Source organism: Achromobacter sp. ACM05, from assembly GCF_019218915.1.
Taxonomy (GTDB): domain Bacteria; phylum Pseudomonadota; class Gammaproteobacteria; order Burkholderiales; family Burkholderiaceae_B; genus Achromobacter; species Achromobacter animicus.
On record NZ_JAHUWQ010000001.1, the window covers coordinates 971522 to 997628 of the forward strand.

Annotated in this window: 28 protein-coding genes; 8 read left to right on the plus strand and 20 right to left on the minus strand. The window is 63.3% G+C overall.

Going from position 1 to position 26107, the window contains the following annotated elements; genetic code table 11:
* Positions 1-71 precede the first annotated feature (71 nt).
* The 9 genes from KW836_RS04430 to KW836_RS04470 all read right to left on the minus strand — a co-directional run bounded on the left by KW836_RS04430 (position 72) and on the right by KW836_RS04470 (position 8491).
* Complete coding sequence (locus KW836_RS04430) at positions 72-1463, minus strand: ABC transporter ATP-binding protein (RefSeq protein ID WP_175136866.1); 1392 nt, start codon at positions 1461-1463, stop codon at positions 72-74.
* Positions 1453-2271: an ABC transporter permease gene (locus KW836_RS04435; protein ID WP_175124901.1), complete on the minus strand. Its 819-nt coding sequence runs from the start codon at positions 2269-2271 to the stop codon at positions 1453-1455. Before KW836_RS04435 ends, KW836_RS04430 begins: the two co-directional genes overlap by 11 nt.
* Positions 2258-3304 (minus strand): UDP-glucose 4-epimerase GalE, encoded by a 1047-nt coding sequence (gene galE, locus KW836_RS04440; protein WP_218342545.1) that lies wholly within the window; start codon positions 3302-3304, stop codon positions 2258-2260. The genes KW836_RS04435 and galE overlap by 14 nt, the downstream gene beginning before the upstream one ends.
* Complete coding sequence (rfbC, locus tag KW836_RS04445; RefSeq protein ID WP_175136864.1) at positions 3301-3846, minus strand: dTDP-4-dehydrorhamnose 3,5-epimerase; 546 nt, start codon at positions 3844-3846, stop codon at positions 3301-3303. Before rfbC ends, galE begins: the two co-directional genes overlap by 4 nt.
* Positions 3846-4727 (minus strand): glucose-1-phosphate thymidylyltransferase RfbA, encoded by an 882-nt coding sequence (gene rfbA, locus KW836_RS04450; protein WP_175136863.1) that lies wholly within the window; start codon positions 4725-4727, stop codon positions 3846-3848. The genes rfbC and rfbA overlap by 1 nt, the downstream gene beginning before the upstream one ends.
* Positions 4724-5623, minus strand: a complete 900-nt coding sequence (gene rfbD, locus KW836_RS04455) for a dTDP-4-dehydrorhamnose reductase (protein ID WP_218342546.1) — start codon at positions 5621-5623, stop codon at positions 4724-4726. Before rfbD ends, rfbA begins: the two co-directional genes overlap by 4 nt.
* A 7-nt stretch (positions 5624-5630) precedes the next feature.
* Positions 5631-6554, minus strand: coding sequence for a glycosyltransferase family 2 protein (locus KW836_RS04460; protein ID WP_255595114.1), 924 nt, complete (start codon positions 6552-6554; stop codon positions 5631-5633).
* Positions 6555-6693: 139 nt separating this feature from the next.
* Positions 6694-7755: a dTDP-glucose 4,6-dehydratase gene (rfbB, locus tag KW836_RS04465; RefSeq protein ID WP_218342547.1), complete on the minus strand. Its 1062-nt coding sequence runs from the start codon at positions 7753-7755 to the stop codon at positions 6694-6696.
* A gap of 175 nt (positions 7756-7930) precedes the next feature.
* Positions 7931-8491, minus strand: a complete 561-nt coding sequence (locus tag KW836_RS04470; RefSeq protein WP_218342548.1) for a cob(I)yrinic acid a,c-diamide adenosyltransferase — start codon at positions 8489-8491, stop codon at positions 7931-7933.
* A 204-nt stretch (positions 8492-8695) separates the two neighbouring features.
* Between KW836_RS04470 and KW836_RS04475 the strand changes: the two genes are divergently transcribed.
* Entirely contained in the window at positions 8696-9001 is a 306-nt protein-coding gene (locus KW836_RS04475) for a copper-binding protein (RefSeq protein ID WP_218342549.1), read from the plus strand.
* Positions 9002-9085: 84 nt separating this feature from the next.
* On the opposite strand, the gene hslU is transcribed toward KW836_RS04475, so the two are convergent.
* From hslU to KW836_RS04500, 5 genes are all read right to left on the minus strand, one after another.
* Positions 9086-10420, minus strand: coding sequence for an ATP-dependent protease ATPase subunit HslU (hslU, locus tag KW836_RS04480; protein ID WP_191577590.1), 1335 nt, complete (start codon positions 10418-10420; stop codon positions 9086-9088).
* Between the two features lie 70 nt (positions 10421-10490).
* Positions 10491-11030, minus strand: coding sequence for an ATP-dependent protease subunit HslV (hslV, locus tag KW836_RS04485; RefSeq protein WP_218342550.1), 540 nt, complete (start codon positions 11028-11030; stop codon positions 10491-10493).
* Positions 11031-11144: 114 nt separating this feature from the next.
* A complete protein-coding gene (gene dksA / locus KW836_RS04490) occupies positions 11145-11609 on the minus strand; it encodes an RNA polymerase-binding protein DksA (RefSeq protein ID WP_056327244.1) in 465 nt (154 codons plus the stop codon).
* Between the two features lie 124 nt (positions 11610-11733).
* On the minus strand, positions 11734-12861 hold the full coding sequence (locus KW836_RS04495; protein WP_191577591.1) for a GTP-binding protein: 1128 nt from the start codon (positions 12859-12861) through the stop codon (positions 11734-11736).
* Between the two features lie 426 nt (positions 12862-13287).
* Positions 13288-13791: a Fur family transcriptional regulator gene (locus tag KW836_RS04500; RefSeq protein WP_056327248.1), complete on the minus strand. Its 504-nt coding sequence runs from the start codon at positions 13789-13791 to the stop codon at positions 13288-13290.
* Positions 13792-13993: 202 nt separating this feature from the next.
* Between KW836_RS04500 and KW836_RS04505 the strand changes: the two genes are divergently transcribed.
* From KW836_RS04505 to KW836_RS04530, 6 genes are read left to right on the plus strand one after another with little or no spacing between them, the layout of a single operon-like run.
* The gene (locus KW836_RS04505; RefSeq protein ID WP_175124911.1) at positions 13994-14164 is read left to right on the plus strand and encodes a hypothetical protein; all 171 of its coding nucleotides are present in this window, start codon (positions 13994-13996) and stop codon (positions 14162-14164) included.
* Positions 14161-14883 carry a metal ABC transporter ATP-binding protein gene (locus tag KW836_RS04510; RefSeq protein WP_175186213.1) on the plus strand — a complete coding sequence of 241 codons (723 nt, stop codon included), beginning with the start codon at positions 14161-14163 and terminating at the stop codon, positions 14881-14883. Before KW836_RS04505 ends, KW836_RS04510 begins: the two co-directional genes overlap by 4 nt.
* A complete protein-coding gene (locus KW836_RS04515; RefSeq protein WP_218342551.1) occupies positions 14880-15746 on the plus strand; it encodes a metal ABC transporter permease in 867 nt (288 codons plus the stop codon). Before KW836_RS04510 ends, KW836_RS04515 begins: the two co-directional genes overlap by 4 nt.
* A 21-nt stretch (positions 15747-15767) precedes the next feature.
* Positions 15768-16802: a metal ABC transporter solute-binding protein, Zn/Mn family gene (locus tag KW836_RS04520; protein WP_218342552.1), complete on the plus strand. Its 1035-nt coding sequence runs from the start codon at positions 15768-15770 to the stop codon at positions 16800-16802.
* Between the two features lie 50 nt (positions 16803-16852).
* Positions 16853-17446: a DUF1007 family protein gene (locus tag KW836_RS04525; protein ID WP_370633004.1), complete on the plus strand. Its 594-nt coding sequence runs from the start codon at positions 16853-16855 to the stop codon at positions 17444-17446.
* Positions 17437-18579 carry a nickel/cobalt transporter gene (locus tag KW836_RS04530; protein ID WP_218342554.1) on the plus strand — a complete coding sequence of 381 codons (1143 nt, stop codon included), beginning with the start codon at positions 17437-17439 and terminating at the stop codon, positions 18577-18579. The genes KW836_RS04525 and KW836_RS04530 overlap by 10 nt, the downstream gene beginning before the upstream one ends.
* A 61-nt stretch (positions 18580-18640) precedes the next feature.
* Here the strand turns inward: KW836_RS04530 and xerC are convergent, their stop codons facing one another.
* Genes xerC through KW836_RS04555 form a run of 5 tightly spaced genes read right to left on the minus strand, consistent with a single transcriptional unit; the run spans position 18641 to position 23097 of the window.
* Positions 18641-19648 carry a tyrosine recombinase XerC gene (gene xerC / locus KW836_RS04535; RefSeq protein WP_304505124.1) on the minus strand — a complete coding sequence of 336 codons (1008 nt, stop codon included), beginning with the start codon at positions 19646-19648 and terminating at the stop codon, positions 18641-18643.
* A 28-nt stretch (positions 19649-19676) separates the two neighbouring features.
* A complete protein-coding gene (locus KW836_RS04540; protein WP_175136852.1) occupies positions 19677-20354 on the minus strand; it encodes a DUF484 family protein in 678 nt (225 codons plus the stop codon).
* A gap of 4 nt (positions 20355-20358) precedes the next feature.
* Positions 20359-21270, minus strand: coding sequence for a diaminopimelate epimerase (dapF, locus tag KW836_RS04545; RefSeq protein WP_191577599.1), 912 nt, complete (start codon positions 21268-21270; stop codon positions 20359-20361).
* A 30-nt stretch (positions 21271-21300) separates the two neighbouring features.
* Complete coding sequence (locus tag KW836_RS04550) at positions 21301-22191, minus strand: lysophospholipid acyltransferase family protein (RefSeq protein ID WP_175124919.1); 891 nt, start codon at positions 22189-22191, stop codon at positions 21301-21303.
* Positions 22192-22230: 39 nt separating this feature from the next.
* Entirely contained in the window at positions 22231-23097 is an 867-nt protein-coding gene (locus tag KW836_RS04555; protein ID WP_218342555.1) for a lysophospholipid acyltransferase family protein, read from the minus strand.
* A 275-nt stretch (positions 23098-23372) separates the two neighbouring features.
* On the opposite strand from KW836_RS04555, the gene metK reads away from it, so the two are divergent.
* Entirely contained in the window at positions 23373-24536 is a 1164-nt protein-coding gene (gene metK / locus KW836_RS04560) for a methionine adenosyltransferase (protein ID WP_056327270.1), read from the plus strand.
* Between the two features lie 138 nt (positions 24537-24674).
* Here the strand turns inward: metK and KW836_RS04565 are convergent, their stop codons facing one another.
* Positions 24675-26102 (minus strand): amidase, encoded by a 1428-nt coding sequence (locus KW836_RS04565; protein WP_218342556.1) that lies wholly within the window; start codon positions 26100-26102, stop codon positions 24675-24677.
* Between the last annotated feature and the right edge of the window lie 5 nt (positions 26103-26107).

Below are 26107 nucleotides of genomic sequence, written 5' to 3' on the forward strand. Positions count from 1 at the left end.
GATTACACGCTCAATTCCGCCAAGTACGGTCGGCTCGCGGTCGGGTACTTCCGAGTGGGGTGAAATCTTATTTACCACGATGCATTCATCCTCAAATCCGCGACCCCACCAAAGAAGTTTTCATCGCGATTCATCAAAATTTGGAAGAAAGCGGCTTCGTCGATCCAATGCAACATGCGTTGTCCCATGTAGTCCGGCGTTTCTTCAAACGTTACTGTTGCCTGAATCTCATACAGATTCATCCCCAACGGTGAGTCACACGACAGTTCAACCGCAAATGTCTCGCCCGCGGAGAACTTCTGGTCCCAGAATAGTGGAGTGCTGGCGGCCGAATTTCTTAACCGCATGTCTTGATTAAGTGTGCCCCAAGAGTAAATCTTGATGCCTTCCTTGTTCCTGATTCTCACGCCAACATTCAGGTTGGAAATGGGACTTAAGACCTCGCACGAAATCCGAATGCGAAGCGCGTCGCCCGGGAAGAACACAGTCGACTCTTGCCCCTCGCCATTCAATGTCTCCACTTTGACGATTCTGACCTCGCCATCCCCAAACGTAAGCTTGTCGGAGCGTGCCGTCTCCGCAGGCGAGGTATGGGCTTGCTCGTCGGATCGATCGGAGCCATCTCCCGTCGCTGCAGGCGTCACCGCAGCCTGGGCCTTGGCCGCGAGTTGTTTCGTGGCTGCCGTGAAGTACGACGATTCTTCGTCGTGCAGCTGCCGTCGGTACTCCAGGACCACGTCCGACGACTTGCCCCAGGTGACGGTCCGACCTTGCTTGAGGAGGAGGGCGCGACTGGTGAGCGTCCGAACGCTTTCCTGGTCGTGAGACACAAAAAGCAAAGTCGTTCCATCGGCTACCAGCTTCTCGATGCGCCGGAAACATCGCTTTTGGAAAAGCGCGTCGCCCACAGCCAGCGCTTCGTCAACGACGAGGATATCGGGCTCGACTTGAACCTGAACGGCGAAAGCCAACCGAATCAACATGCCGCTCGAATAGGTCTTGACGGGCTGATCGATAAACTGACCGATATCCGCGAACGAGGCGATGGCATCGAATCTTTCATCTATCTGTTGGCTGGTTAGTCCAAGCAGGGCTCCATTCATGTAAACGTTCTCTCGACCAGAAAACTCAGGATTGAAACCTGAGCCCAGTTCGAGCAACGCAGCAATACGGCCGGTCGTTTGAACGCTGCCCGCCGTTGGGGAAAGCGTGCCGCAGATCATCTGCAAAAGGGTGGATTTGCCGGATCCGTTACGTCCAAGAATGCCAACACTTTCGCCCTTCTTGACCTCGAACGATACGTCTCGAAGTGCCCAGAACTCGTTGAAGTAATGGCTCGGCGGCTTTCCCACCGCGCGTTGCAGATGAGGGATGAAAAACTGCTTCAGCCTATCCCGCGGCGAGGAATAGATTTGATAGCATTTGCTGAGGTTCTCAACCGTGATTGCAGTATCAGAGGACATCAGCAAATCCCTTTCGCATTTTTTGAAACCATGCAAATCCCAGCCACGCGATCATGGCAGCTATGAGCGTGTAACCGCTGTAGAGCAACCAGTCGGGAGCCTTGCCCCAGATCAGGGCGTTTCGAACCGCCTCGACCACAGGAGTCATTGGATTCATCACCATGAACTCCTGATACTGTGCAGGCAGCGCGGAGATCGGGTAGAAGATCGGGGATAGAAACATCAGGGCCATGGTCAGGATGCTAATCACCTGTCCCACATCACGCAAAAAAACGCCTAGGGACGCCAAAATCCAAGTTATCCCAAGGGTGAAAAGCAGCAGTGGGAACAAGATTATGGGTAAAAGGAGTGCGGTAGCTGGCGGTATGCCTAGAAAAATAAGATAGAAAAGCAACCAGACGCTCATGCTGATCAGAAAATGAAAGAGCGCAGCGCCTAGGGCGACGACAGGCAGAATTTCCAGGGGAAATATCACCTTTTTGACGTAGTTCGTATTCGACAGGATAAGACTTGGCGCTCTGTTGATCACTTCGGCAAACAGGTTGAACACCATCAGACCCGCAAACAAAATTATCGCGAACTGAGTTTTTGATTCGCTTCCGCCAGGCCAACGGGCTTTGAACACCACGCTGAACATGAATGTGTACACGAGCAGCATGAACACCGGATTGAAAAAGGACCAAACGATCCCGAGGAAGGATCCTTTGTACCGGCCAAGCACGTCCCGCTTAACCAGAGCTTTGATCAGGCCGCGATTGCTCCAAAGACTCTTGGTCAGTGAAGCCGGGGAGCCGCTATTCCGTTGCATTTTCACTCGCGAAATCGTTGTTTGAAGCGTACCCGGCAGGGTTGCGATGCTGCCAGCGCCAGTGGTCTTCGCACATGGCTGCCAAGTTTCGTTCGGCGCGCCATTGCAGTATTGACTCGGCATGGCGGGTGCTGGCGTAGCAAGCGGCGACGTCACCAGGTCTTCGAGGTAAAAATTCGTACGCGATGGTCTTGCCGCTCGCCTGCTCAAACGCGCGCAGGACCTCTAGGACGCTATAACCACGGCCGGTTCCGAGATTCAACTCGATGCATTGCGGCGGCGCCGCCCTTTCAATTGCCTTTACGTGCCCAATCGCGAGGTCAACGACGTGTATGTAATCACGCACGCCTGTTCCGTCAGGGGTGGGATAATCGTTGCCCCAGATATTCAATTTCTCGCGAAGCCCGATCGCCACCTGAGCAATGTATGGCATCAAATTGTTCGGCGTATCCTTTGGGTCTTCACCGATCAAGCCGCTTTCGTGGGCACCGACAGGATTGAAATAACGCAGAATGGTTACGTTCCAATCCGGTGACGCTCGAAAGTGGTCACGCAGCATGTCTTCAGCGATCAGTTTGGTGCGGCCATACGGATTGGTTGCCGATAAAGAATGCGCTTCATCAATGGGCAATGATACCGGTTCACCATAGACAGTGGCCGAAGAGCTGAAAACCAGCTTTTTCACGCCGATGGTCTGCATCGCAGTCAGCAGTGTAAAGGTGCCCACAACGTTGTTGTGGTAGTAAGTCAAGGGATTCGTAACGGATTCGCCGACAGCTTTCAATCCCGCAAAATGGATCACCGAATCGCATTGGCTTTCGTGAAGTGCGCGCGTCAACGCACTTGCGTCGCGAATGTCGCCTTCCATGAATTGGATATCCGCGTTGGCAATACGCTCAACACGTTCAAGTCCCAGACGGCTGCTATTCGACAGATTGTCGTAAACAAAAACCTTATGGCCGGCCCGCAACAATTCCAAGCACGTGTGGGTGCCGATGTAGCCTGCGCCGCCGGTCACGAAGATTGAACTCATTTAAATAGTTCCGCGGTTATTAAAGGCTTACCCAGCTCGTCGGATTTCGACAGTATCGGGGGGGCGCGAAGCGGCCATCGTATATTTAGCGATTCGTCGTTCCACGCGATGCAGCGTTCATGCTGGGGCGCGTAATAGTCCGTAGTCTTGTACAAAACTTCCGCCGAGTCGGACAGGACCAGAAACCCGTGAGCGAAACCTGGCGGGATCCATAATTGCCGCTTGTTATCCGCAGACAAATTCTCTCCGACCCACTGGCCAAATGTCGGCGACGATCTGCGAATGTCAACTGCGACGTCAAACACTTCACCTGATATGACCCTCAGGAGTTTTCCCTGGGTATTTTCGATTTGATAGTGAAGTCCCCGCAAGACATTCTTCATGGACAGGGACTGATTGTCCTGAACGAACTCGACCCTCTGGCCAATGACCGTCTCGAATTGACGATGATTGAAACTCTCAAAGAAATATCCGCGCGCGTCCTGGAAAATCCTGGGTTCAATAACCTTAACTTCTGGAATTTCTAGAGAGGAAACTCTCATCAGTAGATCCTTTCGAGGAGGAGGCGCTTCAGGTATTGGCCATAGCCGGTCTTTTGGAGGGGCGTAGCCAATCCATCCAGTTGCTCCGCAGTGATCCATCCCTGGCGATAGGCGATCTCTTCGGGGCATGCCACTTTCAGACCTTGGCGATTCTCCAAAGTCGCGATGAATTGACTTGCTTCCAACAAGGATTCATGGGTACCGGTATCCAGCCAGGCATATCCCCGACCCATGATTTCCACGGAGAGATTTCCTTGCTGCAGGTAGACGCGATTCACATCGGTAATTTCAAGTTCGCCGCGCGGGGATGGCTTTATGCGTTTCGCGATGTCGACGACCTGGTTGTCATAGAAGTACAGACCGGTCACCGCGTAATTCGACTTTGGCGTCTTAGGTTTTTCCTCAATGGAGAGAACTTTTCCCTCGGAGTCGAATTCCGCCACGCCGTACCGTTCTGGGTCGTGGACATGGTAAGCAAATACGCTGGCGCCCGTCGTTCGCTCGTTGGCGCTGCTCAGCAAGCTTGCGAAGTCATGGCCGTAGTAAATGTTGTCCCCGAGTACAAGCGCCGAAGGCGAGTTGTCGAGAAACGATTCACCGATAATGAACGCTTGCGCCAATCCGTCTGGGGAGGGCTGGACCGCATATTGAAGGTTAAGGCCCCACTGCTCCCCGGAACCCAAAAGTTGCTGGAATCTCGGAATGTCTTGCGGCGTCGAGATAATCAAGATGTCTTGAATTCCCGTCAGCATCAAAGTGCTGAGCGGGTAATAGATCATTGGCTTGTCGTAAACCGGCAATAGCTGTTTACTAATGGCCAGCGTGGCCGGGTGCAATCGCGTGCCGGAGCCTCCGGCCAGAATGATGCCTTTGCGGTTCATAGGGGATACTCCATCGATGTAGTCAATTGATCCACGGTTCGGTTCACATGAACGGTCCAGTCGGGAAACTGTAGTAGCAACGCTTCGCTCAGCGCGGACGTGTCCAGGCAGGAATTTTTGGGGCGGGGTGCCGGCAGGGGGTAATCGTCCGTGGGAATCGGATGAATCTTCTCGGAGTTTGCCTTGATTGCCGCGCCGTTCGCGGTTGCGCGGGACACGATATGGCGCGCAAAGCCGTGCCATGTGGTTCGGCCGGCGGCGGTCAGATGATAGATGCCGCTCTTGCACAGCCCCTGGCGAAATCCCGCAATAGCCAGCGCGGTTACGTCGGCGATCAATTCCGCCGACGTGGGTGCGCCGTGCTGATCCGCGACGATGCGCAACTCGTCGCGCTCCTTCGCCAAGCGCAGTATTGTCTTGACGAAATTGCTTCCATGCGCCGAGAACACCCAGCTCGTCCGAAGAATCAGGAACGGGCAGCCGCTGGCCACAATGGCCTCTTCGCCTTGGCGTTTCGTGCGACCGTAGACGCTTAGCGGATTGGTAATATCCGAGGGTTCATAGGCTGCGGTTTTGGCGCCGTCAAAAACGTAATCAGTGGAGTAATGCACCAGCAACGCGCCGCGTGATCTTGCGTATTGAGCGATCACCGCCACAGACTCTGCATTGATTGCATGCGCCGTTTGCGTATTTGATTCCGCCTTGTCAACCGCGGTATAGGCAGCCGCATTCACGATCACGTCCGGTGAATGCGCTGCCAACACATCGATCAGACTTGCCGGAACTTCAAGATCCGCCTCTGCGCGGCTTAACGTGATCAACTCACCGAGCGGGAGCAGGGTGCGATGCAGCTCACTTCCGACTTGTCCGGTCTTGCCCAATAGAAGAATCTTCATAACGAGCCTAGATCCTATTGAGAATCGCTGCGATCAGCAGCCCGAGGTTGCCGAGCGGAGTCTGTCGATAGATCCCAGATCGCCATATTCCGAAGACGCGAGGGATCAAACTGCGTTGACGCGCCAAGGTGAACCGCTCGAAGGTGGACGAGCTGTCGTGCGACAGGCTGGAAATGATGGGCCGCATGGCAACGATGTGCTGGTCTGTCCATGCCTTCAAGTGGCCCTTGAACAGCTTGCCAATCCGTTGAAGGCGTGCGCCAAAGCCGGTGTTGGCGCCGATCAAATTCTCCGCATGTTGCCGATAAAGCAATGAAGGAATGGGGTCGTAGAACACCTGGCCGCCGCATCCGCTCACCACGATGTACACCCACCAATCGTGGGCTGCAACCTTAACGTCGGCGCCGGCCGACTTCAACAACCCGCGTGCGGCGTTGTTGAAGACCATGGTATTGCCGCCTGCCACGTTCTGCACCAAGGCGTTCTTGAAGGACGGCGGGCGCGTGAACAAGGGCGAGTATCCAAGTTTTCCGCCTGCTTCGTCCACCAGCTCGGTCCTGGTGCAATATAGCGCCGGGACGTCAGCGGGGACAGTTTTGAGCCAGCGGACAGCCCGTTCAAGCTTGTCAGCATGCCATATGTCGTCTTGGTCTGACATTGCGTAATAATCAGCAGCGATTTCGTCGCGGCAGACAAGAGACAGGAAGTTCGCGGCAAAGCCCTTGCGTGGTCCCGCGCGGACAAAAAGGCGTTCTGGTCCCCAAGCCTGTTGGTACGATTTGAGCACCTCTTGCGTGTTGTCCTGGGAACCGTCGTCCGATACCCAAACGCTCCATTCCCGGTGCGATTGTGAGGCGAAGGAATCCAACTGTTCTGCAAGGTACTGGCCACCTTGATAGGTGCAGAGGAGGATAGCGACGTTCTGGCTCATCGTGCCATCCGCGAGAGAATGCGATTGAAGGGAAACGCTGTTGCCCACTGCTCAACGAATGGGTACGGGAAGTAAATTGGGGAAGCGCTCATGATTGCAGGAGGCCGCGATCCGGGTGGAGCGCAAGCCGTTGGCACATTCAGCCGTCGTACTGGGTGTTCACCCAGTCGCGATAAGCGCCGCTGGTGATGTTCGCGACCCAATCCTGGTTAGCCAAATACCATTCAACGGTTTTGCGAATGCCGGATTCGAAGGTTTCCGCCGGCTTCCATCCCAATTCCCGCTCCAGGCGCGACGCATCAATGGCGTATCGCTGATCGTGACCCGGCCGGTCCTTGACGAACGTTATCTGGTTCTTATACGGCTGACCATCGGCACGAGGGCTGAGCTCGTCGAGTAGCGAGCAAAGCGTGTGGACGACGTCGAGGTTGGCCTTTTCGTTCCAGCCCCCTACGTTGTAGGTTTCGCCCAGCTTGCCGTCGGCCAGCACCCGGCGGATCGCTGCGCAGTGGTCCTTCACGTACAGCCAATCGCGGATCTGCTGGCCGTTGCCGTAGATAGGCAACGGTTTGCCAGCCAGCGCATTGTGGATCACGAGCGGGATCAGCTTTTCGGGGAAATGGTACGGACCATAATTGTTGGAGCAATTGGTCGTGAGCACGGGCAGGCCGTAGGTATGGTGATACGCGCGAACTAGGTGATCACTGGCTGCCTTGCTGGCCGAATAGGGGCTGTTGGGCTCGTACCGGTTGGTCTCGTTGAAGGCGGGATCGTCCTTTTTCAACGAGCCGTAGACTTCATCGGTGGAGACGTGCAGGAAGCGGAACGCCGCGCGATCATCGTCGGGAAGCGCATTCCAGTACGCGCGCACGCTTTCGAGCAGCTGGAAGGTGCCAACGATGTTGGTCTGAATGAACTCGCCCGGACCGTGGATCGAGCGATCCACGTGCGATTCCGCGGCGAAATTGAGGACGGCGCGCGGCTTGTGCTCTGTGAGCAGTTGGCTGACGAGTTCAAAGTCGCCGATGTCTCCCTGAACCAGCTTGTGAGCGGGATTGCCTTTAAGCGTAGCGAGGTTGTCCGGGTTGCCCGCATAGGTGAGCTTATCCAACGTCACAACGGGCTCATTGGATTCCAGGAACCAGTCGAGTACGAAGTTGGAGCCGATAAAGCCCGCTCCGCCGGTAACAATAATACTCATTCTTATATAGTCCTTGAGCGATGAGCGCGGTGCGCGAACCCGCTCGTTAACCCTCAATTATGCCGCAACTGTCATGACGCCTTCAAACAAGTGAAACAAAGCGTTTGTCAAAACGAGGTGGTCACAACGGCATAGAAAGAGGCCACAATTTTGCCCTTGCAAATTCACGCAGGAGTTACGTGGCCTTACGGGCGACTGGGCTGGTCCAAAATATGTCCCCTTTACCAGTCGCCTTATTGAGGAAGCGCGCCACCACGAACAGGAGATCCGACAGCCGATTCAGGTACTGCCGGACCGGCGCATTCACGCTTTCCACCTCCGCGAGTGCCACCACCGCACGCTCAGCCCGCCGGGCCACCGTGCGCGCCATGTGCGCCACTGCTGCCGGTCGCGAGCCGCCGGGCAGGATGAACTCGCGCAGCGGCGGCAGCGCCGCGTTGTAGTGCGCGAGCCGCGCATCCAGATGAGCAACCTGCGCTTGGGTGATCGCGGCATGGCCGGGAATGCAAAGCTCCGCGCCCATGTCGAAGAGGTCGTGCTGGATGGTGAGCAGGTCGGCGGACACGTCCTCCGGCAGGGTTTCAGTGAGCAGCAGGCCGATGACGCTGTTCAGTTCGTCCACATCGCCCAGGGCGGCGATGCGCGGGGCGTCCTTGGGGATTCGGGATCCGTCCCCAAGCCCGGTGGTGCCATCGTCGCCGGTGCGGGTGGCAATGACGGATAAGCGGTTGGCCATGGCTTTTTTGATTCAGTGAGAAGAGTTGGAGGCTTGCTTCCGACGGTAAGCGCAGCCCGCAAGCAGGGCCGCCCCGCAAACAACCGTCAGGATTGTTGCGCACTGGCGGCGGAATGGTTGCATTCGCGCAGTATCCTAGCACTGTAAAAAGCGGCAGGAGCGCCTTACGCGTCTGGCCGCTTGGATCGCATAGGGAGGTTACATATGGGTTTTAACGGCAAGTACGCAACGCCCATGGCCGTTGCCACCGCAATGGCTGTCGTGTCGCTGGCGACGCCAGTCGCTTTCGCGCAGCAGGCCGATGCCACGGGCGAGGTGCGGCGCGTGGACGCCGCGGCGGGCAAGGTCACGATCAAGCACGATGCCATCACGGCGCTGGACCTGCCGGCGATGTCGCTGGTCTACCAGGCCGATCCGGCGTTGCTGGCCAATATCAAGGCGGGCGACAAGGTGCGGTTTACCGCTACGCGCAAAGACGGCAAGTACGTGGTGACGGCGATCACGAACTGACGCTGTCCCAAAGAAAAAACCCCGCCGCAAAGCGTTGCGGCGGGGTTTTTTTGCGTCTGCGGCGGGTCGCTGGCGCCCGGGGCGTCAGAGCACGTAGCGGGCGAGGTCCTGGCTGCTGGCAGCTTCGGCCAGTTGCGAGTTGACATAGGCGGCGTCGATCTTGACGTGCTTGTCCTGGCTGGACGTGGCGTCAAAGGAAAGCTCGTCCAGCAGCTTTTCCATCACCGTGTACAGACGGCGGGCGCCGATGTTCTCGGTGGTTTCGTTGACGTCGAAGGCCAGTTCCGCCAGGCGGCGCACGCCTTCGTCGGTGAATTCGAGCTCGACGTCCTCGGTCGCCATCAGCGCCGTGTACTGCTTGGTCAGCGACGCATCCGTGTCGGACAGAATGCGCACGAAATCCTGGGCGGTGAGGGATTCGAGTTCGACGCGGATCGGGAAGCGGCCCTGCAGCTCGGGGATCAGGTCCGACGGACGCGACAGGTGGAAGGCGCCCGACGCGATGAACAGGATGTGGTCGGTGCGGACCATGCCATAACGCGTGTTGACGGTGGTGCCTTCAACGAGGGGCAGCAGGTCGCGCTGCACGCCTTGGCGCGAGACATCGGCGCCGCCGGATTCCTGGCGGGCGGCGATCTTGTCGATTTCGTCCAGGAAGACGATGCCGTTCTGCTCGACGTTGTTGATCGCAACGCTGCGCAGGTCTTCTTCGTTGACGCGCTTGGCGGCTTCTTCGTCGACGATGAGCTTGAAGGCTTCGCGCACCTTCATTTTCTTGGGCTTTTTCTTGTCGCGCGCCATGCCCGCGAACATGCCGCGCAACTGCTCGGCCATTTCTTCCATGCCGGGGGGCGTCATGACGTCCATTTGCGGCACGGTCTGCGCGACTTCGATCTCGATTTCCAGATCGTCGATCAGGCCTTCGCGCAGGCGCTTCCGGAACGTCTGGCGGGCGCTGTTGTCCTCGCCGCGCTGGGGCTCACCCGAGGCGCCGCGGGGCGGCGGAACCAGCGCGTCCAGGATGCGGTCTTCGGCGGCGTCCTCGGCCTGGGTGCGCACGCGGCGCATTTCCAGTTCGCGGGTCTGCTTGATGGAGTATTCGGTCAGGTCGCGGATGATGGTGTCCACGTCGCGGCCCACGTAGCCCACCTCGGTGAACTTGGTGGCCTCGATCTTGATGAACGGCGCGTTGGCCAGCTTGGCCAGGCGGCGGGCGATCTCGGTCTTGCCGACGCCGGTCGGGCCGATCATCAGAATGTTCTTGGGATGGATTTCGTGGCGCAGAGGTTCGGCGACCTGCTGGCGGCGCCAGCGGTTGCGCAGTGCCACCGCGACCGCGCGCTTGGCGCGGTTCTGGCCGACGATGTACTTGTCGAGTTCGGAGACGATCTCTCCGGGCGTCATGTTGGATGCGGACATGAGGGCGGATCCTTGAAGCTAGGGCGGGCTGGGAGGGCGCCGCGGCGCAGGTTGCGCCGCGCGGCAGGCGTCAGTCGCCCAGCGTTTCGATGACGTGGGTCTGGTTGGTGTAGATGCACAGGTCGCCGGCGATCTCGAGCGATTGCTTGACGATCGTCTCGGGCGGGAGGTCGGTGTTGCGCAGCAGGGCCAACGCGGCCGATTGCGCGTACGCGCCGCCGGAGCCGATGGCAGCCAGGCCGTGCTCGGGTTCCAGCACGTCGCCGTTGCCGGTGAGAACCAGCGTGTGCTCGGCGTCGGCCACGATCAGCATGGCTTCCAGGCGTCGCAGGACGCGGTCGGTACGCCAGTCGCGGGTCAGTTCGACCGCGGCGCGCATCAGGTTGCCCTGGTGCTTTTCGAGCTTGGCTTCGAAGCGTTCCTGCAGCGTGAACGCATCGGCGGTGGCGCCGGCGAAGCCAGCGAGAATCTTGTCGTGGTACAGGCGGCGGATCTTGCGGGCAGTGCCCTTGATGACGATGTTGCCCAGGGTGACCTGGCCATCGCCGCCCAGCGCGACGCGGTTGCCGCGGCGCACACACACGATGGTGGTGGCGTGAAATTGTTCCATGCGTTCCTTCCGTTGAAAGTTTTAGCTGGGGGCGGTCGCCGGGATATCAAGTAGAAAAAAGGCCATGCGGTTAACCGGCATGGCCTTTCAGGGACGGAGCGGAAGCGGGACGGATCAGTCGCCGTACAGCTTTTGACGCATTTCACGGCGTTCCTGCGCTTCGAGCGACAGGGTGGCCGTGGGGCGGGCGAGCAGACGGGGGATGCCGATGGGCTCGCCCGTTTCTTCACACCAACCATATTCGCCGCTGTCGATGCGGGCGATGGATTGCTGCACCTTCTTGAGCAGCTTGCGCTCGCGGTCGCGGGTGCGCAGTTCCAGGGCGTGCTCTTCCTCGATGGTGGCGCGGTCGGCGGGATCCGGCACGAATTGCGTTTCACGCAGGTGCTCGGTGGTCTCGCCGGCGTTGGCCAGAATGTCCTGCTCGAGTTGTTTGAGCCGTTCCTTGAAGAACGCCAGTTGGCGGTCGTTCATGTAGTCCGACTCGGGCATGGCCAGCAATTCCTTTTCGCTGGGCAGATCAATCGCCGTATCGCTCGTCGACTTACTTGATTTTTTGGTTGCTGCCTTGGTAGCCATGTAAACACTCCACTATGAATCGATCCTGGCGCGGGCGTCCGTCCCGGTCCGTGTTACTTGTTGCCTACGCTATCCGTACCTCACAGTACTGCCTTCGTCGCATCGCGTCACGCAGGAATGGGGATTACCCCGCCAGGCACTGCTCCAAGCCCCGGGTAAAAATCTCCTGGGGCAGCTTACGTCCGATGAACACCATCTTGGTGGACGGTTTTTCGGCCGCGGTCCACGGCTTGCCGGGTTCGGCGCCCATCATCATGTGCACACCCTGGAACAACATGCGGCGGTTGATGCCCTTCATGTACAGGATGCCCTTGTAGCGCATCAGGTCGGGACCATAGACCTGCACGACGCCGCCCAGGAATTCCTCAAGGCGCGCGGGATCGAACGGCTTGTTGGAACGGAACACGAACGCGCCGATTTCGTCGTCGTGCTTGGGGTGGTGATGGTGGGCATGATTGCAGTGCGCGCCGCATTCGCCATCGTGGTCATGATCGTGATCGTGGTCATGGCCGTGGCCGTGATCATGGTCGTGATCGTGCCCGTGGGCATGGTTGTGCGCGGCGTCCGGATGCTCATCGGCCAGGAACTCCGGGTCGATGTCCAGAATGGAATTCAGGTTGAAGCCGCTGATGTCGATGATGGACTTGAGGTCGACGTCGCCGAAGTTGACGGCGGTGATCGGCGCGCGCGGGTTCATGTGAACCAGACGATGGCGCAGCGCTTCGTAGTCGACTTCGTTGACCAGGTCTTTCTTCGAGATCAGGATGCGGTCGGCAAAACCGACCTGCTTCTGGGCTTCGGGTTGTTCGTCGAGCGTGGACATGCCGTGCTTGGCATCGACCACGGTGACCACCGCGTCCAGGCGGTAGTACTCGGCGATGTCGTCATCCATGAAGAACGTCTGGCACACGGGGCCGGGGTTGGCCATGCCGGTGGTTTCAAGGATGACGCGTTCAAACGTCAGTTCGCCGGCTTCGCGCTTGGCGCGCAGCTCGGACAGCGTGCGCATCAGGTCGCCGCGCACCGTGCAGCAGACGCAACCATTGGACAGCTCGATGATTTCTTCGTCGCTGTCCTGCACGAGCAGGTCGTTGTCGATGCTTTCGGGTCCGAACTCGTTTTCGATGACGGCAACGCGGCGGCCATGGAATTCGGTCAGGATGCGTTTGAGCAGGGTGGTCTTGCCCGCACCGAGGAAGCCGGTGAGGATGGTGACGGGAACCATTTTGTCCAAACTGCGCGGGGTGTTCATGGCGAAGCTGCTAGCGTGATGTCAGGGCGTGAAACACAGCGCCTGACGGGGTTTTCAGTCCCTGCCGATTGATGTCTGCCACAGGCTGCGATAGCCACCGATAGCGGCCGGACGCAGGATTACAGCACAGTCGGGGGCAGGGGGCAAACCCCGGGCCAACCCGGGGGGCCGTGGCCGCCAGATGGCAGCCGATCGCCGTCAAGTATCGGGCGATACCTCTATTTTGGGGCGGTTTGCCTGAATTCAAGGGCGAGCCGGCGGCCCGGGAGCGGGCGGGCTTGAAATGGCGCGGCCGATGGGGCGCATCCTAAGGATGAGATGCAGCTCGAAATGGGGCTCATCCAAGGATGAGAGATGCCCCGGATGAGGCCAATCCAAGGATGAGGCGCACCCAATGGATGAAACGCCTCAGGGGCGCCCGCCCAATCAGTGGTGATGGTGGTGATGACCCGCGTCGGCCGGCTGGGTCTTCTGGCATTGCGGGCACAGCGCGCGGATTTCGGTTTCATGCGTGGCCAGCGCATAGCCCGTCTGGGCAACGCGTTCGGCCAACTGACGGCTCATGGCCGGGTCGGAGACTTCAGCGACGGCGCCGCAACCGGTACAGACGACGAGCAGGTCATGCGGGGCGCCGCCGGCGTCGTGGCAGGCGCTCCAGGCATTGACGGCGTCCAGGCGGTGAATGAGGCCTTCGTCCATCAGGAAGTCCAGGGCGCGGTATACCGTGGGCGGCGCAGCGCCCGGGTGGACGGCGCGCATGGCGTCCAGCAGCTCGTAGGCCTTGAGGCTGCGGCCATGGCGCAGCAACAGTTCGAGGACCTTGCGGCGGATGGGGGTCAGGCGGCGTCCGCGCTGCGCGCACAGCGTTTCGGCGACGCTGAGCTGAGCGCCAACGCTGTCGTTGCGGGGTGGACGGGACGGAGCGGACATGGCGGGCTTTATCTGAATGGGAAGCGCGCGCGACGCGCGCGCGAGATGCCTGGAAGGTAGCAGAAAACCTCCGCGTGCGGGAACCGGCCCTGAAGCCGTCATGGTTTAGTTATGATATAACATAATAAAACTGCCGCTGGGTCGTATGTTGTTGCTGCGGTTGCCGCTTTCCCGTCGTTGCCGAATTCCGTTGTTGCCTGCCATGTCCCATTTCTCGCTCCTGCCCCCGCGGCCCGGCGCCGCGCCCGGCCGGGGCACGCCGCCCCGTTCCGCGTTTCTCGTTTCCGCCTGGCGCCGCATGGCTTACGCCCTGATGGCCGGCATCGCGCTGTGGGCGTTGACCGGCTGGGCGCTGGACTGGTGGCCGCGATGAACGCGGCGCCCATCACGGTCGAGCTGGTCGACGCATCGTTCGGCTGGCATGGGCGCGCGGCGTTGCGCGCGGTTTCGGGCAGCTTCGCGCCCGGCGGCATGACGGCCGTGGTCGGACCCAACGGCGCGGGCAAGTCAACGCTCATCAAGGGCATCATGGGCGTGCTGCGACCCATGACCGGCAGCGTGCGCATCCAGGGCGCCGGACGATCGGCGTTGGCGTGGCTGCCGCAGGCGGCGGAACTGGACCGCTCGTTTCCGACGACAGTGCTGGACCTGGCGGCCATGGGGGCGTGGCGCCGGGTCGGCGCATGGCGCGCGTTCAGCAATGACGAGCTGGACCGGTGCATGCACGCACTGGAAACCGTGGGCCTGGCTGATTGCGCCGGCCGCGGCGTGGATACGCTGTCGGGCGGGCAGATGCAGCGCGCCCTGTTTGCACGGATGCTGGTGCAGGACGCGCCGGTGCTGTTGCTGGACGAACCCTTTGCGGCCGTGGACAGCCACACCGCCGAGGAACTGATGGCGCTGTTGTGCGGCCTGCATGGACAAGGCCGCACCGTGATCGCGGTGTTGCACGATCTGGACCTGGTGCGCGATCACTTTCCGGAAAGCCTGCTGTTGTCCGGTTCAGTGGTGGCCTGGGGCGACACCACCGCCACCTTGAGCGAGGCGCATCTGAAGACGGCGCGCCAACGCCACGCGGGAGCTTGGGCATGACGCTCGTGGATTGGGTGGTATCGCCGTTCCTCGACTACGGCTTCATGCGGCGCGCGCTTGCGGGTGCTTGCGCGCTGTCGTTGGGCGCCGCGCCTTTGGGTGTCTTTCTGGTGCTTCGGCGCATGAGCCTGATGGGCGATGCGATGTCGCACGCCATTCTGCCGGGTGTGGCGGTGGGCTTTCTGATGGCCGGCCTGTCGCTCGGCGCGATGATGCTGGGCGGCATTGCGACTGGACTGGCCGTGGCATTGCTGGCGGGGCTGGTGGCCCGGCTGACGCCGCTGCGCGAGGACGCGAGCTTTGCCGCCTTCTACCTGATATCGCTGGGGCTGGGCGTGCTGCTGGTGTCCCTGCGCGGCTCCAACATGGACCTGCTGCACGTGCTGTTCGGGACGGTGCTGGGCCTGGACGACGCGGCGTTGCTGCTTGTGACCGCCACGGCCAGCGTGACCTTGCTTGTGCTGGCGGCCATCTACCGGCTGCTGGTTGCCGAATGCCTGGACCCGGGATTCCTGCGCGCCAGCGGCGGCATGGGCGGCGTGGTGCACATGGGCTTTCTGGTGCTGGTCGTGGTGAATCTGGTGGCGGGTTTTCAGGTGCTGGGCACGCTGATGGTGGTGGGCATCATGATGCTGCCGGCCGCCGCGGCGCGGTTCTGGGTGCGCAGCGCGGCCCGTCAGATTCCGCTGTCGGCGGCGATCGGCGTGGCGTCTTCGGTGGCCGGGCTGCTGGTCTCGTACCACTTCGACGTGCCGGCCTCGCCCGCGATCATCCTGGCGGCCGGCGCCTGCTATCTGTTTTCCATCGTGGGCGGCCCGCAAGGCGGGCTGCTGCGGGCAACGCGCCGCGCGCGCCCTGCCTGAGACTTCATAAGGAGATTGACCATGCGTTCGATTCTGCCGGCACGCCGCCGCGCACTGCTGGCCATGGCGGGCGTCTGCCTGTCGGCCATGTTGGGAACCGCGCAGGCGGCCGAGCCGCTGAAAGTGGTGGCCAGCTTTTCCATCCTGGGCGACATCGTGCGGGAAGTGGGCGGCGCCGACATCAGCCTGACGACGCTGGTCGGGCCTGACGGTGATGCGCACGGGTACGAACCCACGCCGGGCGATGCGAAAAAGCTCGCGGATGCGCGCGTGCTGGTGGTGAACGGCCTGGACTTCGAGACCTGGCTGCCCAAGCTGACGAAGGGGTCCGGGTTCGCCGGACAGACGGTGACGGCGTCCAAGGGCGTGACGCCGCGCAAGTTCGCGGGGCATGGCGATGGGCACGCGCACGGGGCTGATCACGATCATGATCACAAGGACGGTCACGATCAAAAGAACGGCGATGACCACGACCATGACCATGACGATGACCACGACCACAAGCCCGGCCATCACCATCACCATGGCGACGCCGACCCGCATGCCTGGCAGAGCCTGGCGAACGGCGTGATCTACGCGCGCAACGTGGCCGACGGCCTGGCCGCCGCGGATCCCGCGCACGCGCAGGCGTATCGCCAACGCGCCGACGCCTACGTCGCCAAGCTGCAGGCGCTGGACGCCAGCGTGCGCAAGACCTTTGGCGCCATCGGCGCCGATCGCCGCAAGGTCGTCACCTCGCACGATGCGTTCGGCTATTTCGGCGACGCGTATGGCGTGACGTTCATCCCCGCAATGGGCGTGTCGACCGACGCCGAGCCGTCGGCGCGCGAGGTGGCCGCGATCATCGAACAGGTGCGGCGCGACAAGGTGCCCGCGGTGTTCGTCGAGAACATCAGCAGTCCCAAGCTGGTCCAGCAGATCGCGCGCGAGACCGGCGCAAAGGTGGGTGGTACGCTCTACTCCGATGCCCTGTCCAAGCCTGGACAGCCGGGCGCCACCTACCTGGAAATGTTTGAATGGAACGCACGCCAGCTTGCCGCGGCCCTGCAACCCTGAGCGCCGTGGCGGCGCTGCTGGCGGCGGGCGCCGCCAGCGCGCACCCGCACATGTGGATCGATGCGCGCGCGCAGATCGACGTCGATGCCGAACAGCGCATCACCGCCGTGCGGCAGGTGTGGCTGTTCGACGAAATGTTCGGCGCCTACGCGACGCAGGGGCTGAAAAAGGCCAAGGACGGGACGCTTCCCGCCGACACCCTGAAAGGCATGGCGCAGGATTGGATGAAGGCGCTGGGCGAGCCGATCTCGCATTACTTCACGCGCGTCACCGTTGACGGCAAGACCGCGGCATTCGCCGCACCTCGCGACGCCCGCGTCGACTGGAACCCCAAGACCACACGGCTGACGCTGTCCTTCACGCTGCCGCTGGACAAGCCCGTCGCGCCGGGCGCGGGCGGCGCGCAAGTGGACATCTACGACCCCACCTATTTCGTGGCCTACGCATTTGAAGAGAAGGGGGCGGTGTCGCTCGGCGGTCCGCAAGGCGCGGCCTGCAAGGCCGACTACCGCAAGCCCAAGGAACTGGATTGGAAAACCATGCAGGAACTGGCCGCGATCCCGGCCGACCCGGACGCCTTGCCCGAAGAACTGTTCGCCATTACCAAGGGACTCACGCACCGCATCGAGGTGCGATGCCCGTGAGCCGCTGCGCGCGCGCGCTGGCGATCGTCCTGCTGATGCTCGGTGGGCTGTCGATTGCGGCCGCGCAAGGCACGCATCCCTTTGGCGTGCCGGAAAGCGGGAGCGGCCTTGCCGGTCCCGGCTGGCTGTCCAGTTTTTTTGGCAGCGTGTCTGTCTGGCAGTCGCATTTCTACCGGCAACTGACGGGCGCTGTCCGTGCCTGGCAGGCGGACGGCGGCGCAGCGTGGGCCCTGGTCGGCCTGTCGTTCGCCTACGGCGTCTTTCATGCGCTGGGACCGGGCCACGGCAAAGCGGTGATTTCGTCGTACGTCCTGGCCAACCGCCAGACGGCGCGCAACGGTGCGCTGCTGGCCTTGGCGTCTTCGCTGATCCAGGCGCTGGTGGCGATCGTGATGGTGGCGGTGCTGGCGTTGATCTTCAACGCGACGGCGGCGACGATGAACGAAGCGACACGCTGGCTGGAGCTGGCGTCGTATGCGTTGGTGACGCTGTTGGGCGTGTGGCTGGTGTGGGTCAAGGCGGTGAGGCCGTTGCTGCGGCGGGCTGGGGCGCGTGAACATGCAGCGCATGACCATGCAGATGCGCCGGTGCATGTGCACGAACACGCGCACGAACATGCGCATGGGCATGAGCACGTACACGAGGACGTACACGAGCACCGGCATGATCACGAACACGCGCACAAGCATGCGTACGGCAATCCGCAGGTTCAGGTCCAAGCGCATCACCACGATCATCACCATGACCACGACTGCGGTTGCGGACACGCGCACGTACCCGCGCCGGAACAGGTTGCCGGTCCGATGAACTGGCGCCGCGCGTGGTCGGCGATTTTCGCGGTGGGCCTGCGGCCCTGCAGCGGCGCGTTGATCGTGCTGGTGTTCGCGTTGTCGCAGAATTTCTTTCTTGCCGGCGTCGCATCGGCGCTGGCGATGGGTTTGGGCACGGGGCTGACCGTGGCGGCGTTGGCTTGCCTGGCTGTTGCGGCCGGGAGCGCCGCGACGCGTCTGGGCAGCCGCCTGTCCGGCGCGGGCGCGGCGCGGCTGCGCTATGCGGTCGAGGCGCTGGCCGCGATGGCGGTGTTGTTGCTGGGCGTGATGCTGCTGGGCGGCATGTTGGCCGCGGGCGGGTAGCGGATACCCGCGTGCGGGCCGGGCGTTTGATCAGGCTGCACGGGCGCCCCGCCAAAAAAGGTCAGGACTTGCGCCCGGCGCGCGGATGGGCCTGGTCGTAGGCCTTGGCCAGATGCTGGAAATCCAGCCGCGTGTAGATCTGCGTGGTCGAGATATTGGCGTGGCCCAGCATCTCCTGCACGGCGCGCAGGTCCTGCGCGGATTGCAGGACGTGGCTGGCGAAACTGTGGCGCAGCACGTGGGGGTGCACATGCGTGGGCACGCCCGCCGTCTGCGCGATGCGCGCAAGCTGCAACTGCACCACGCGGGGTGAAATGCGGCGTCCGCGGGCGCCCAGGAATAGCGCGGCCGCGTCTGCGGGCGGCGGCGAGGGCAGCGCAAGCTGCGGACGCACCTCGATCCACTTGCGCAGCGCGGCCAGGGCCTGCTGACCGACCGGCACCGAGCGGCGTTTGCCGCCCTTGCCCAGCACCACGACTTCGGCATCATCCAGATTCAGCCAGCCGCGCGACTCGTAATCGGCGGTGCGCTCGTAGCGCAGGTCCAGTCCCACCAGTTCCGACAGCCGCAGTCCGCTGGAATACAACAGCTCGAACATGGCCTGGTCGCGCAGCGCGGCCGGTTCGGTGGCGACCTGTGCCGGCGCGCTTTCCAGCAGAGCCTGCGTCTGTTCGACCGACAGGGCCTTGGGCAGGCCACGGGGCGCTTTGGGCGCGCGTACGCCCGCGACGGGATTGCCGGCCAGTTCGACGGCCGGCGCCCACCATTGATAGAAACCGCGCCACGCCGCGAGTGTGCGGGCGAGACTGCGCGGACCGCGGCCCTGCGCGTGCAGGCGCGCGACGAACTGCCGGATGTGGCCGTTGCCGAGCTTGTCGAGCGGCAGACCGGCCTTGTCGGCCAGTTCGCGCAGAAAATGCAGTTCGCGCCGGTAGCCGTCCAGCGTATGGGGCGAGTACCGGCGGTTGGTCTCCAGATGGCGCAGCCAGGCGCGCATCGGATCCGGCAGCGGGGGCGGATTGTTGGCTTGCTCGGCTTCTTGCTCCGCATTCTGCTCGGCGTTCTGCATCGCGTTGTCCTTGTCCGCCCCGGCAGCCTTACGCCTTGGGCGAGGCCGGATTCAACCGGTGCAAAGCCGCCGACGCCAGCTGGCCGACGGATTCAAGAAACGTCGTGCCCATTTCCGGCGTGAAACGTTCCGGGTCGTCTGAACCCAGCACCAGCAGGCCCACGGCCGCGCCGTCGGCTTCGAGGCGCAGGGGAACCAGCGCCAGCGACTTGGGCTTGGCGTCCAGCCACGCCACCGCTTCGAAGGCGGTGTCGGCGCCGACATACGGCGTTTTCAGGCTGTCGGTGAAGGTGCGCACGTCATCGGATACGGGCTCGCCGTAGCCGTGATCGGGCAGGTCAGACAGGTTCCACAGGCGCAGCGCCACGTGGTTCAGTTCGAACTGTTCGGCCAGGCCCAGCGCGATTTCGCCGGGCACCAGTTGCGGATCGCATTCGGACAGCAGGCGGCAGCACCACTTGGCCACGTGCGAACCGATGGTCTCGTTGGCGGTGGCGTTGCGGACCAGTTCGTTCAGGCGCCATTCGAGTTCGCGGGTGCGCTCGCGCAGCGTGAGGATCTGGCGTTCGCCCAGCGAGATGGCGCGCGAACCGTGCGGATGCGGCACCTGCAGGGTGGCGAAGACTTCGGCGTGTTCGTCGAAGAAGCCGGGGTTTTCTTGCAGGAAGGTTGCGATGTCCTGGGCGGTGAAAGCGGTATCGGTCATAGAGTTATCGGTTCAGCGCCATGGAAAAGACGAGCTTGTCGATGTCGACCTGGCCCGTGAAGACGGATTCGGCCGGGCCGGTCATGCGGAGTTGTTCGCCGTTCCAGGCGACGGTCAGCACGCCGCCGAGCGCTTGTACGCGCACAGGCGAATCGAGCAGGCCGCGGCGGATGCCGGCCGCGACGGCGGCGCAGGCGCCCGTGCCGCAGGCCAGTGTTTCGCCGACACCGCGCTCGAAGACGCGCAGGCGGATGTTGTTGCGGTCGACGACCTGCATGAAGCCGGCGTTGACGCGGCGCGCAAAGCGCGGATGGGTTTCGATCAGCGGCCCAAGCACGGCGACGGGCGCGGTGTCGACGTTGTCGACGACCTGCACGGCGTGCGGGTTGCTGATGGCGACGGCGGACAGAGTGACCGTGCGGGGAAATCCGGCGGGGGCGTCGAGGTCCAGTTCCCAGAGGGTGTCCTGGCCCTGCGTGACGGAAGGCAGGCCGGCAGTGTCGAAGGGCAGTGCGGCCGGATCGAAGCGGGTGCTGCCCATTTCCACGGTGACCTGCTCGTCGTCGCCTTCGTCCAGGACGAGGATGCCGGTGGCGATCTCGGCGCGCAGCGGATTGCGGTCGGACAGGCCTTGCTCGTGCACGAAGCGCACGAAGCAGCGGGCGCCATTGCCGCAGTGTTCGACCTCGGATCCGTCGGAATTGAAAATGCGGTAGCGGAAGTCGGCGTCCGGCCGCGTGGCGCGTTCGACCAGCAGGATCTGGTCGGCGCCGACGCCGAAGTGGCGGTCGCCGAGGGCGCGCGCGCGTTCGGGCGTCATCTCGATGGTCTGGCGGACCCCGTCGAGCACAACGAAATCGTTGCCCGCGCCGTGCATTTTGGTGAAGTTCCAGTTCATCTGCGGATTATCCCCCATTCTCGCGGTGCGGCGAGTGCGCGCCGCGGTTCAGTACAGCTTGGCTTCGCCTTCGGGGCGTGTCTTGAAGCGGCGGTGCACCCAGTAATACTGGCTGGGGCAGCGGCGCACCCAGGATTCGAGTTCGCGGTTCAGGCGGGCGGTGGCCGCTTCCAGCGTGTCGTCGCCCGGAAAGTCGTCAAGTGGCGGCAGCACGTCGACATGGTACTTGCCGGTGTCAGGATTCCAGAACCCCACGATAGGCAGGACGGCGGCGTTCCATTTCTGGGCGAGCTGCGCCGTGGCGAGCAGCGTGGCGGCGGGCACACCGAAAAACGGCACGAAGACCGAGCCCTGCCGGCCAAAGTCCATGTCGGGCAGGTAGTAGACCGGGCGCGGGGCGCGCAGGTGCCGGATCAGGTCGCGCACGCCGTCCTTGCGGCTGACCAGGAATACTTCATTGAAGCGCGCGCGCCCGGCGGCGACGACGGCGTCGATGTGCGGATCGCTTTGCGGCGTATACATGGTGGCCGCGCTGGGCACTTCCATTGTCAGGCGGGTGGCGGCGGCGTCCAGCGCGATGAAGTGGGGCGCAAGCAGGATGACCGAGCGGCCCTCGGCCGTCAGCGCGTTGATGCGGTCGGCGCCGGTCTGCGTGACCATCTCTTTGATGGCCTCGGGCGTGCCATACCACAGCACGCCGCGGTCAACGATGGATTGCGCCAGCGCGCGGAAGTGATCGGCCACCCACTGCTCTCGCACGGCCTCGGGCTGGTCGGGAAAGCTCAGTTCAAGATTGCGGCGGACGATGCGCGCGCGCGACTTGGCCAGCCGCGGCGCCAGCCAGCCCAACACCGCGCCGATGCGCAGGCGCGTCGACGGCTTGATGCGGCCGAACCATTTCAGCAGGGTAACCAGCGTGCGCGTTTTTCTATCGTTCATGGATGTGGATGGAGACCGGACGGCGGGATGAGCCAGGGTTCAAGCGGTCGGGGGCGCCGGTTCGGCGTCGGGCGCCGGGGTGGCGCCGCGCGGAGTCTTGTAGCGGTTGTAGCTCCAGAGGTACTGGTCGGGGCAGCGGCGGATCAGCGTTTCCATCGCGGCATTGATGAGGGCGGCCTGGGCCGCGGGCTCGGCGGGCAGCGGCTCGGGCACGCGCACGTAGTGGATGCGCCAGCCTCGGCCCTTGGGCAGGCGTTCGCCGGCCGTAAGGATGATGGGGACGTTGGTCTGCGATGCAAGCTTGCCGGGCAACGTCATGGTGTAGGCCAGGCGCCCGAAGAACGGAACCCACACGCCGTCGCCCACGCTGGGCGCCTGGTCGGGCAGCATGCCGACGGATTCGCCGCGTCGCAGCGCGCGCACGAACTCCCGCACGCCCTGCATGTTGGCGGGCACCGCTTTGACGGCCGAGCTGTTGCGCGCCGTTTCCAGCAAGGGCGCCAGCGCTTCCTTGCGCGGGGGGCGGAACATCACCGTCATGGGCATCTGGCGGGCCAGGTAGCGCGCGGTGATCTCAAAGCAGCCCAGGTGCGGCGTCAGGAACAGGATGCCGCGGTTCTCGGCGCGGGCGGCGGCGACCACGTCGTCATCGTCGGAGACCACCAGCGCCAGGCTTTCCTGGTTGCGGAACCAGACGCGGGGATTCTCGAGAATCATCGCGCCGGCTTCAGCCGCCGCGCGCCGGGCGAACGCCGCGCCGGGGTAGCCCGCCTGCGCCGCATTGGCCTGCAGGCGCCGCCGGTACTTGCCCGGCAAGGCGTAGATGGCGCGTCCCGCGAACCGTCCGATCGCATGCGCGACGGGGAGCGGCAGGGCGGCAAAAAGTCGGAACAGAGGCAGCAACATGCGTCAAAAGGTTGAAATCGGGCAGGGTAATACTGCTGATCGAGGCATATGGATACACCCCGGCAACAAGCATAAGAACGGCATTTTCGCTTAAAATGCGCCCAGTCGCCGAGTTAACCGACAACTTGCGGGGCGACGGCAAGGGTACTGCGCTTCGCGCAGCCTGCGCCAAATCCGCTAAAGCGTCGCGCCCAGTTGGCATTGCATTGCAGACCGGGGTGCAACGCGCCTCGAGAACCTATGCGCCGGCAAGACCGGACAATAAGGACGCATCTGTGGCCAACAACGATTTTCTCTTCACTTCCGAATCCGTCTCCGAAGGGCACCCCGACAAGGTTGCCGATCAGATCTCCGATTCGATCCTCGACGCCATCTTCACGCAAGACCCGAACGCGCGTGTCGCAGCCGAAACGCTGTGCAACACCGGTCTCGTCGTGCTGGCTGGCGAAATCACCACCACCGCCAACGTCGACTACATCCAGGTCGCGCGCGACACGATCCGCCGCATCGGCTACGACAACACCGAATACGGCATCGACTACAAGGGTTGCGCGGTGCTCGTCGCCTACGACAAGCAGTCGCCCGACATCGCGCAGGGCGTTGACCGCAGCTCGGAAGACTACCTGAACCAGGGCGCCGGCGACCAAGGCCTGATGTTCGGCTACGCCTGCGACGAAACCCCCGACCTGATGCCCGCGCCGATCTGGTACGCGCACCGCCTGGTGCAGCGCCAGAGCGAACTGCGCAAGGACGGCCGCCTGGGCTGGCTGCGTCCGGACGCCAAGTCGCAGGTCACGTTCCGCTACGTCGACGGCCGTCCCGCCGAAGTCGACACCGTGGTGCTGTCGACCCAGCACGCGCCCGAAGTCTCGCAAGAGACCATCCGCGAAGCGGTCATCGAAGACATCATCAAGCCCAGCTTCCCCGAAGGCCTGATCACGCCCAAGACCAAGTTCCTGGTCAACCCGACCGGCCGCTTCGTCATCGGCGGCCCGCAAGGCGATTGCGGCCTGACCGGCCGCAAGATCATCGTCGACACCTACGGCGGCGCTTGCCCGCACGGCGGCGGCGCGTTCTCGGGCAAGGATCCGTCCAAGGTCGACCGTTCGGCCGCCTACGCCGCCCGCTACGTGGCCAAGAACATCGTGGCCGCCGGTCTGGCGCGCCAGTGCCAGGTGCAGGTCAGCTACGCCATTGGCGTGGCCGAACCCATCAACATCACCGTCTACACGGAAGGCACCGGCGTCATCCCCGACGACCAGATCGCCAAGCTGGTGCGCGAGCACTTCGACCTGCGTCCGAAGGGCATCGTGAACATGCTGGACCTGCTGCGCCCGATCTACACCAAGACCGCCGCCTACGGCCACTTCGGCCGCTCCGAGCCGGAATTCTCGTGGGAAGCCACGGACAAGGTCCAGGAACTGAAGAAGTCCGCCTGACGCGATCCAGGATCCGCGATGCGGATAACGAAAAGCGCCCGATTGGGCGCTTTTTCGTTTTGTGCCGCCGATGAACGGGGTTCTTGATTCACGGCGCGCGCCGGCCGGGCCGGGCTTCTGCCGTGACTGCGCGCGGCGTCAAAGCCCCCAGGCGGACAGATCCGGATGCAGCGGGGTTGGATACAGCACCGTTTCCAGCGCCGCTGCGCAGTCCAGCAGCGCGGCGTCACCGCCTGCGGGCGCCAGCAGTTGCACGGCGCACGGCATGCCGTCCATGTCCAGGCCCGCCGGCAGTGCAATGGCCGCCGCGCCCAGGAAGTTGGCCGGGCGCAGCAGCTTGCCCAGGCCGGCGTGGCGCGTGTCCTGCGCGTCCAGCGCCTGGGCAACCTGATCGCTGGCCGGCATGAGCAGGGCGTCAACGCCCCGCATCGCTGTTTCGAAAGCCGCCATGTCGGCCTGGCGGCGCAGCAGCGCGGCCTCGTAGCTCGCCTGCGTGATCCGGCCGCCAGCGGCGATGCGCGCGCGCACCACGTCCCACAACGGTTGCGAGGCGTCTTCGGCCAGGGCGCCGAAATAGCGGAAGGCTTCGTACGCCAGCACCAGCGAGTTGTCTTCTGCCATGCGCGCGAACGACAGCGAGGCGGGCGGGTGCCAGGCGGTGGGCGTGAAGCCAGCCTCGGCCAGGCGTCCCTGCGCCGCGTGCCAGGTTTGCAGCGCCTCGTCGGTCAGCGGGGCCGGCCAGGCCTGCGGCGCCAGTACGGCGACGGCGCCCGGTTGGCGCGCGGCGGCGTGACGCAGGCTGGTGAAGCGGGCGGCCGGCGGCGCCAGCGTGGCGCCGTCATCGACGTCCGGGGCGGCCAGCAGTTGGGTCAGGAGGCGGGCGTCGCCGACGCTGCGCGCGATCGGGCCCAGCACGTCCAGCGTGTCTGACAGCGGCAGGCAGCCCGCGCGGCTGATAAGGCCGGAGGACGGCTTGTAGCCGACCACGCCATTCAACGCCGCCGGCGCGCGCACCGAGCCGCCGGTGTCGCCACCCAGCGCCAGCGGCGCCAGACCGGCCGCGACCGCCACGCCCGCGCCGCTGGACGAGCCACCCGGCGCGCGCGCCACCGTTGCGTCCCACGGATTGCGGGCGGTGCCCTGCGTCGGGTTCTGTCCCGACAGCCCGAACGCGAACTCCGTCATGCGCGTCTTGCCCAGGATCACCATGCCTTGCGCCGCCAGCCCGCGCGTTGCCGCGGCGGTTTCCGTGCTGACGACGCCGGCGCGCGCCTGCGAGCCGCCGGTGCACGGCGTGCCTTCCCACTGCACGCTGTCCTTCACCGCGACCGGCACGCCATGCAGCGGGCCCAGATTGATGCCGGCGTCCAGCAAACGGTCTGCCGCCTCAGCCTGCGCCAGCGCGCGCTCGGCCGTGACCACGCTGTAGGCGGCCAGTGCGGCGCCGCGCTCGATGCGGTCGAGGAAATGCTGGGTAAGGTCGCGCGACAGGAGCTTGCGCTCGCGGATGGCGCGGGCAAGCTGGCGGGCGTCCTGGAAATGCAGAGTGGTGTCTTGGGCGGGCATGTGTC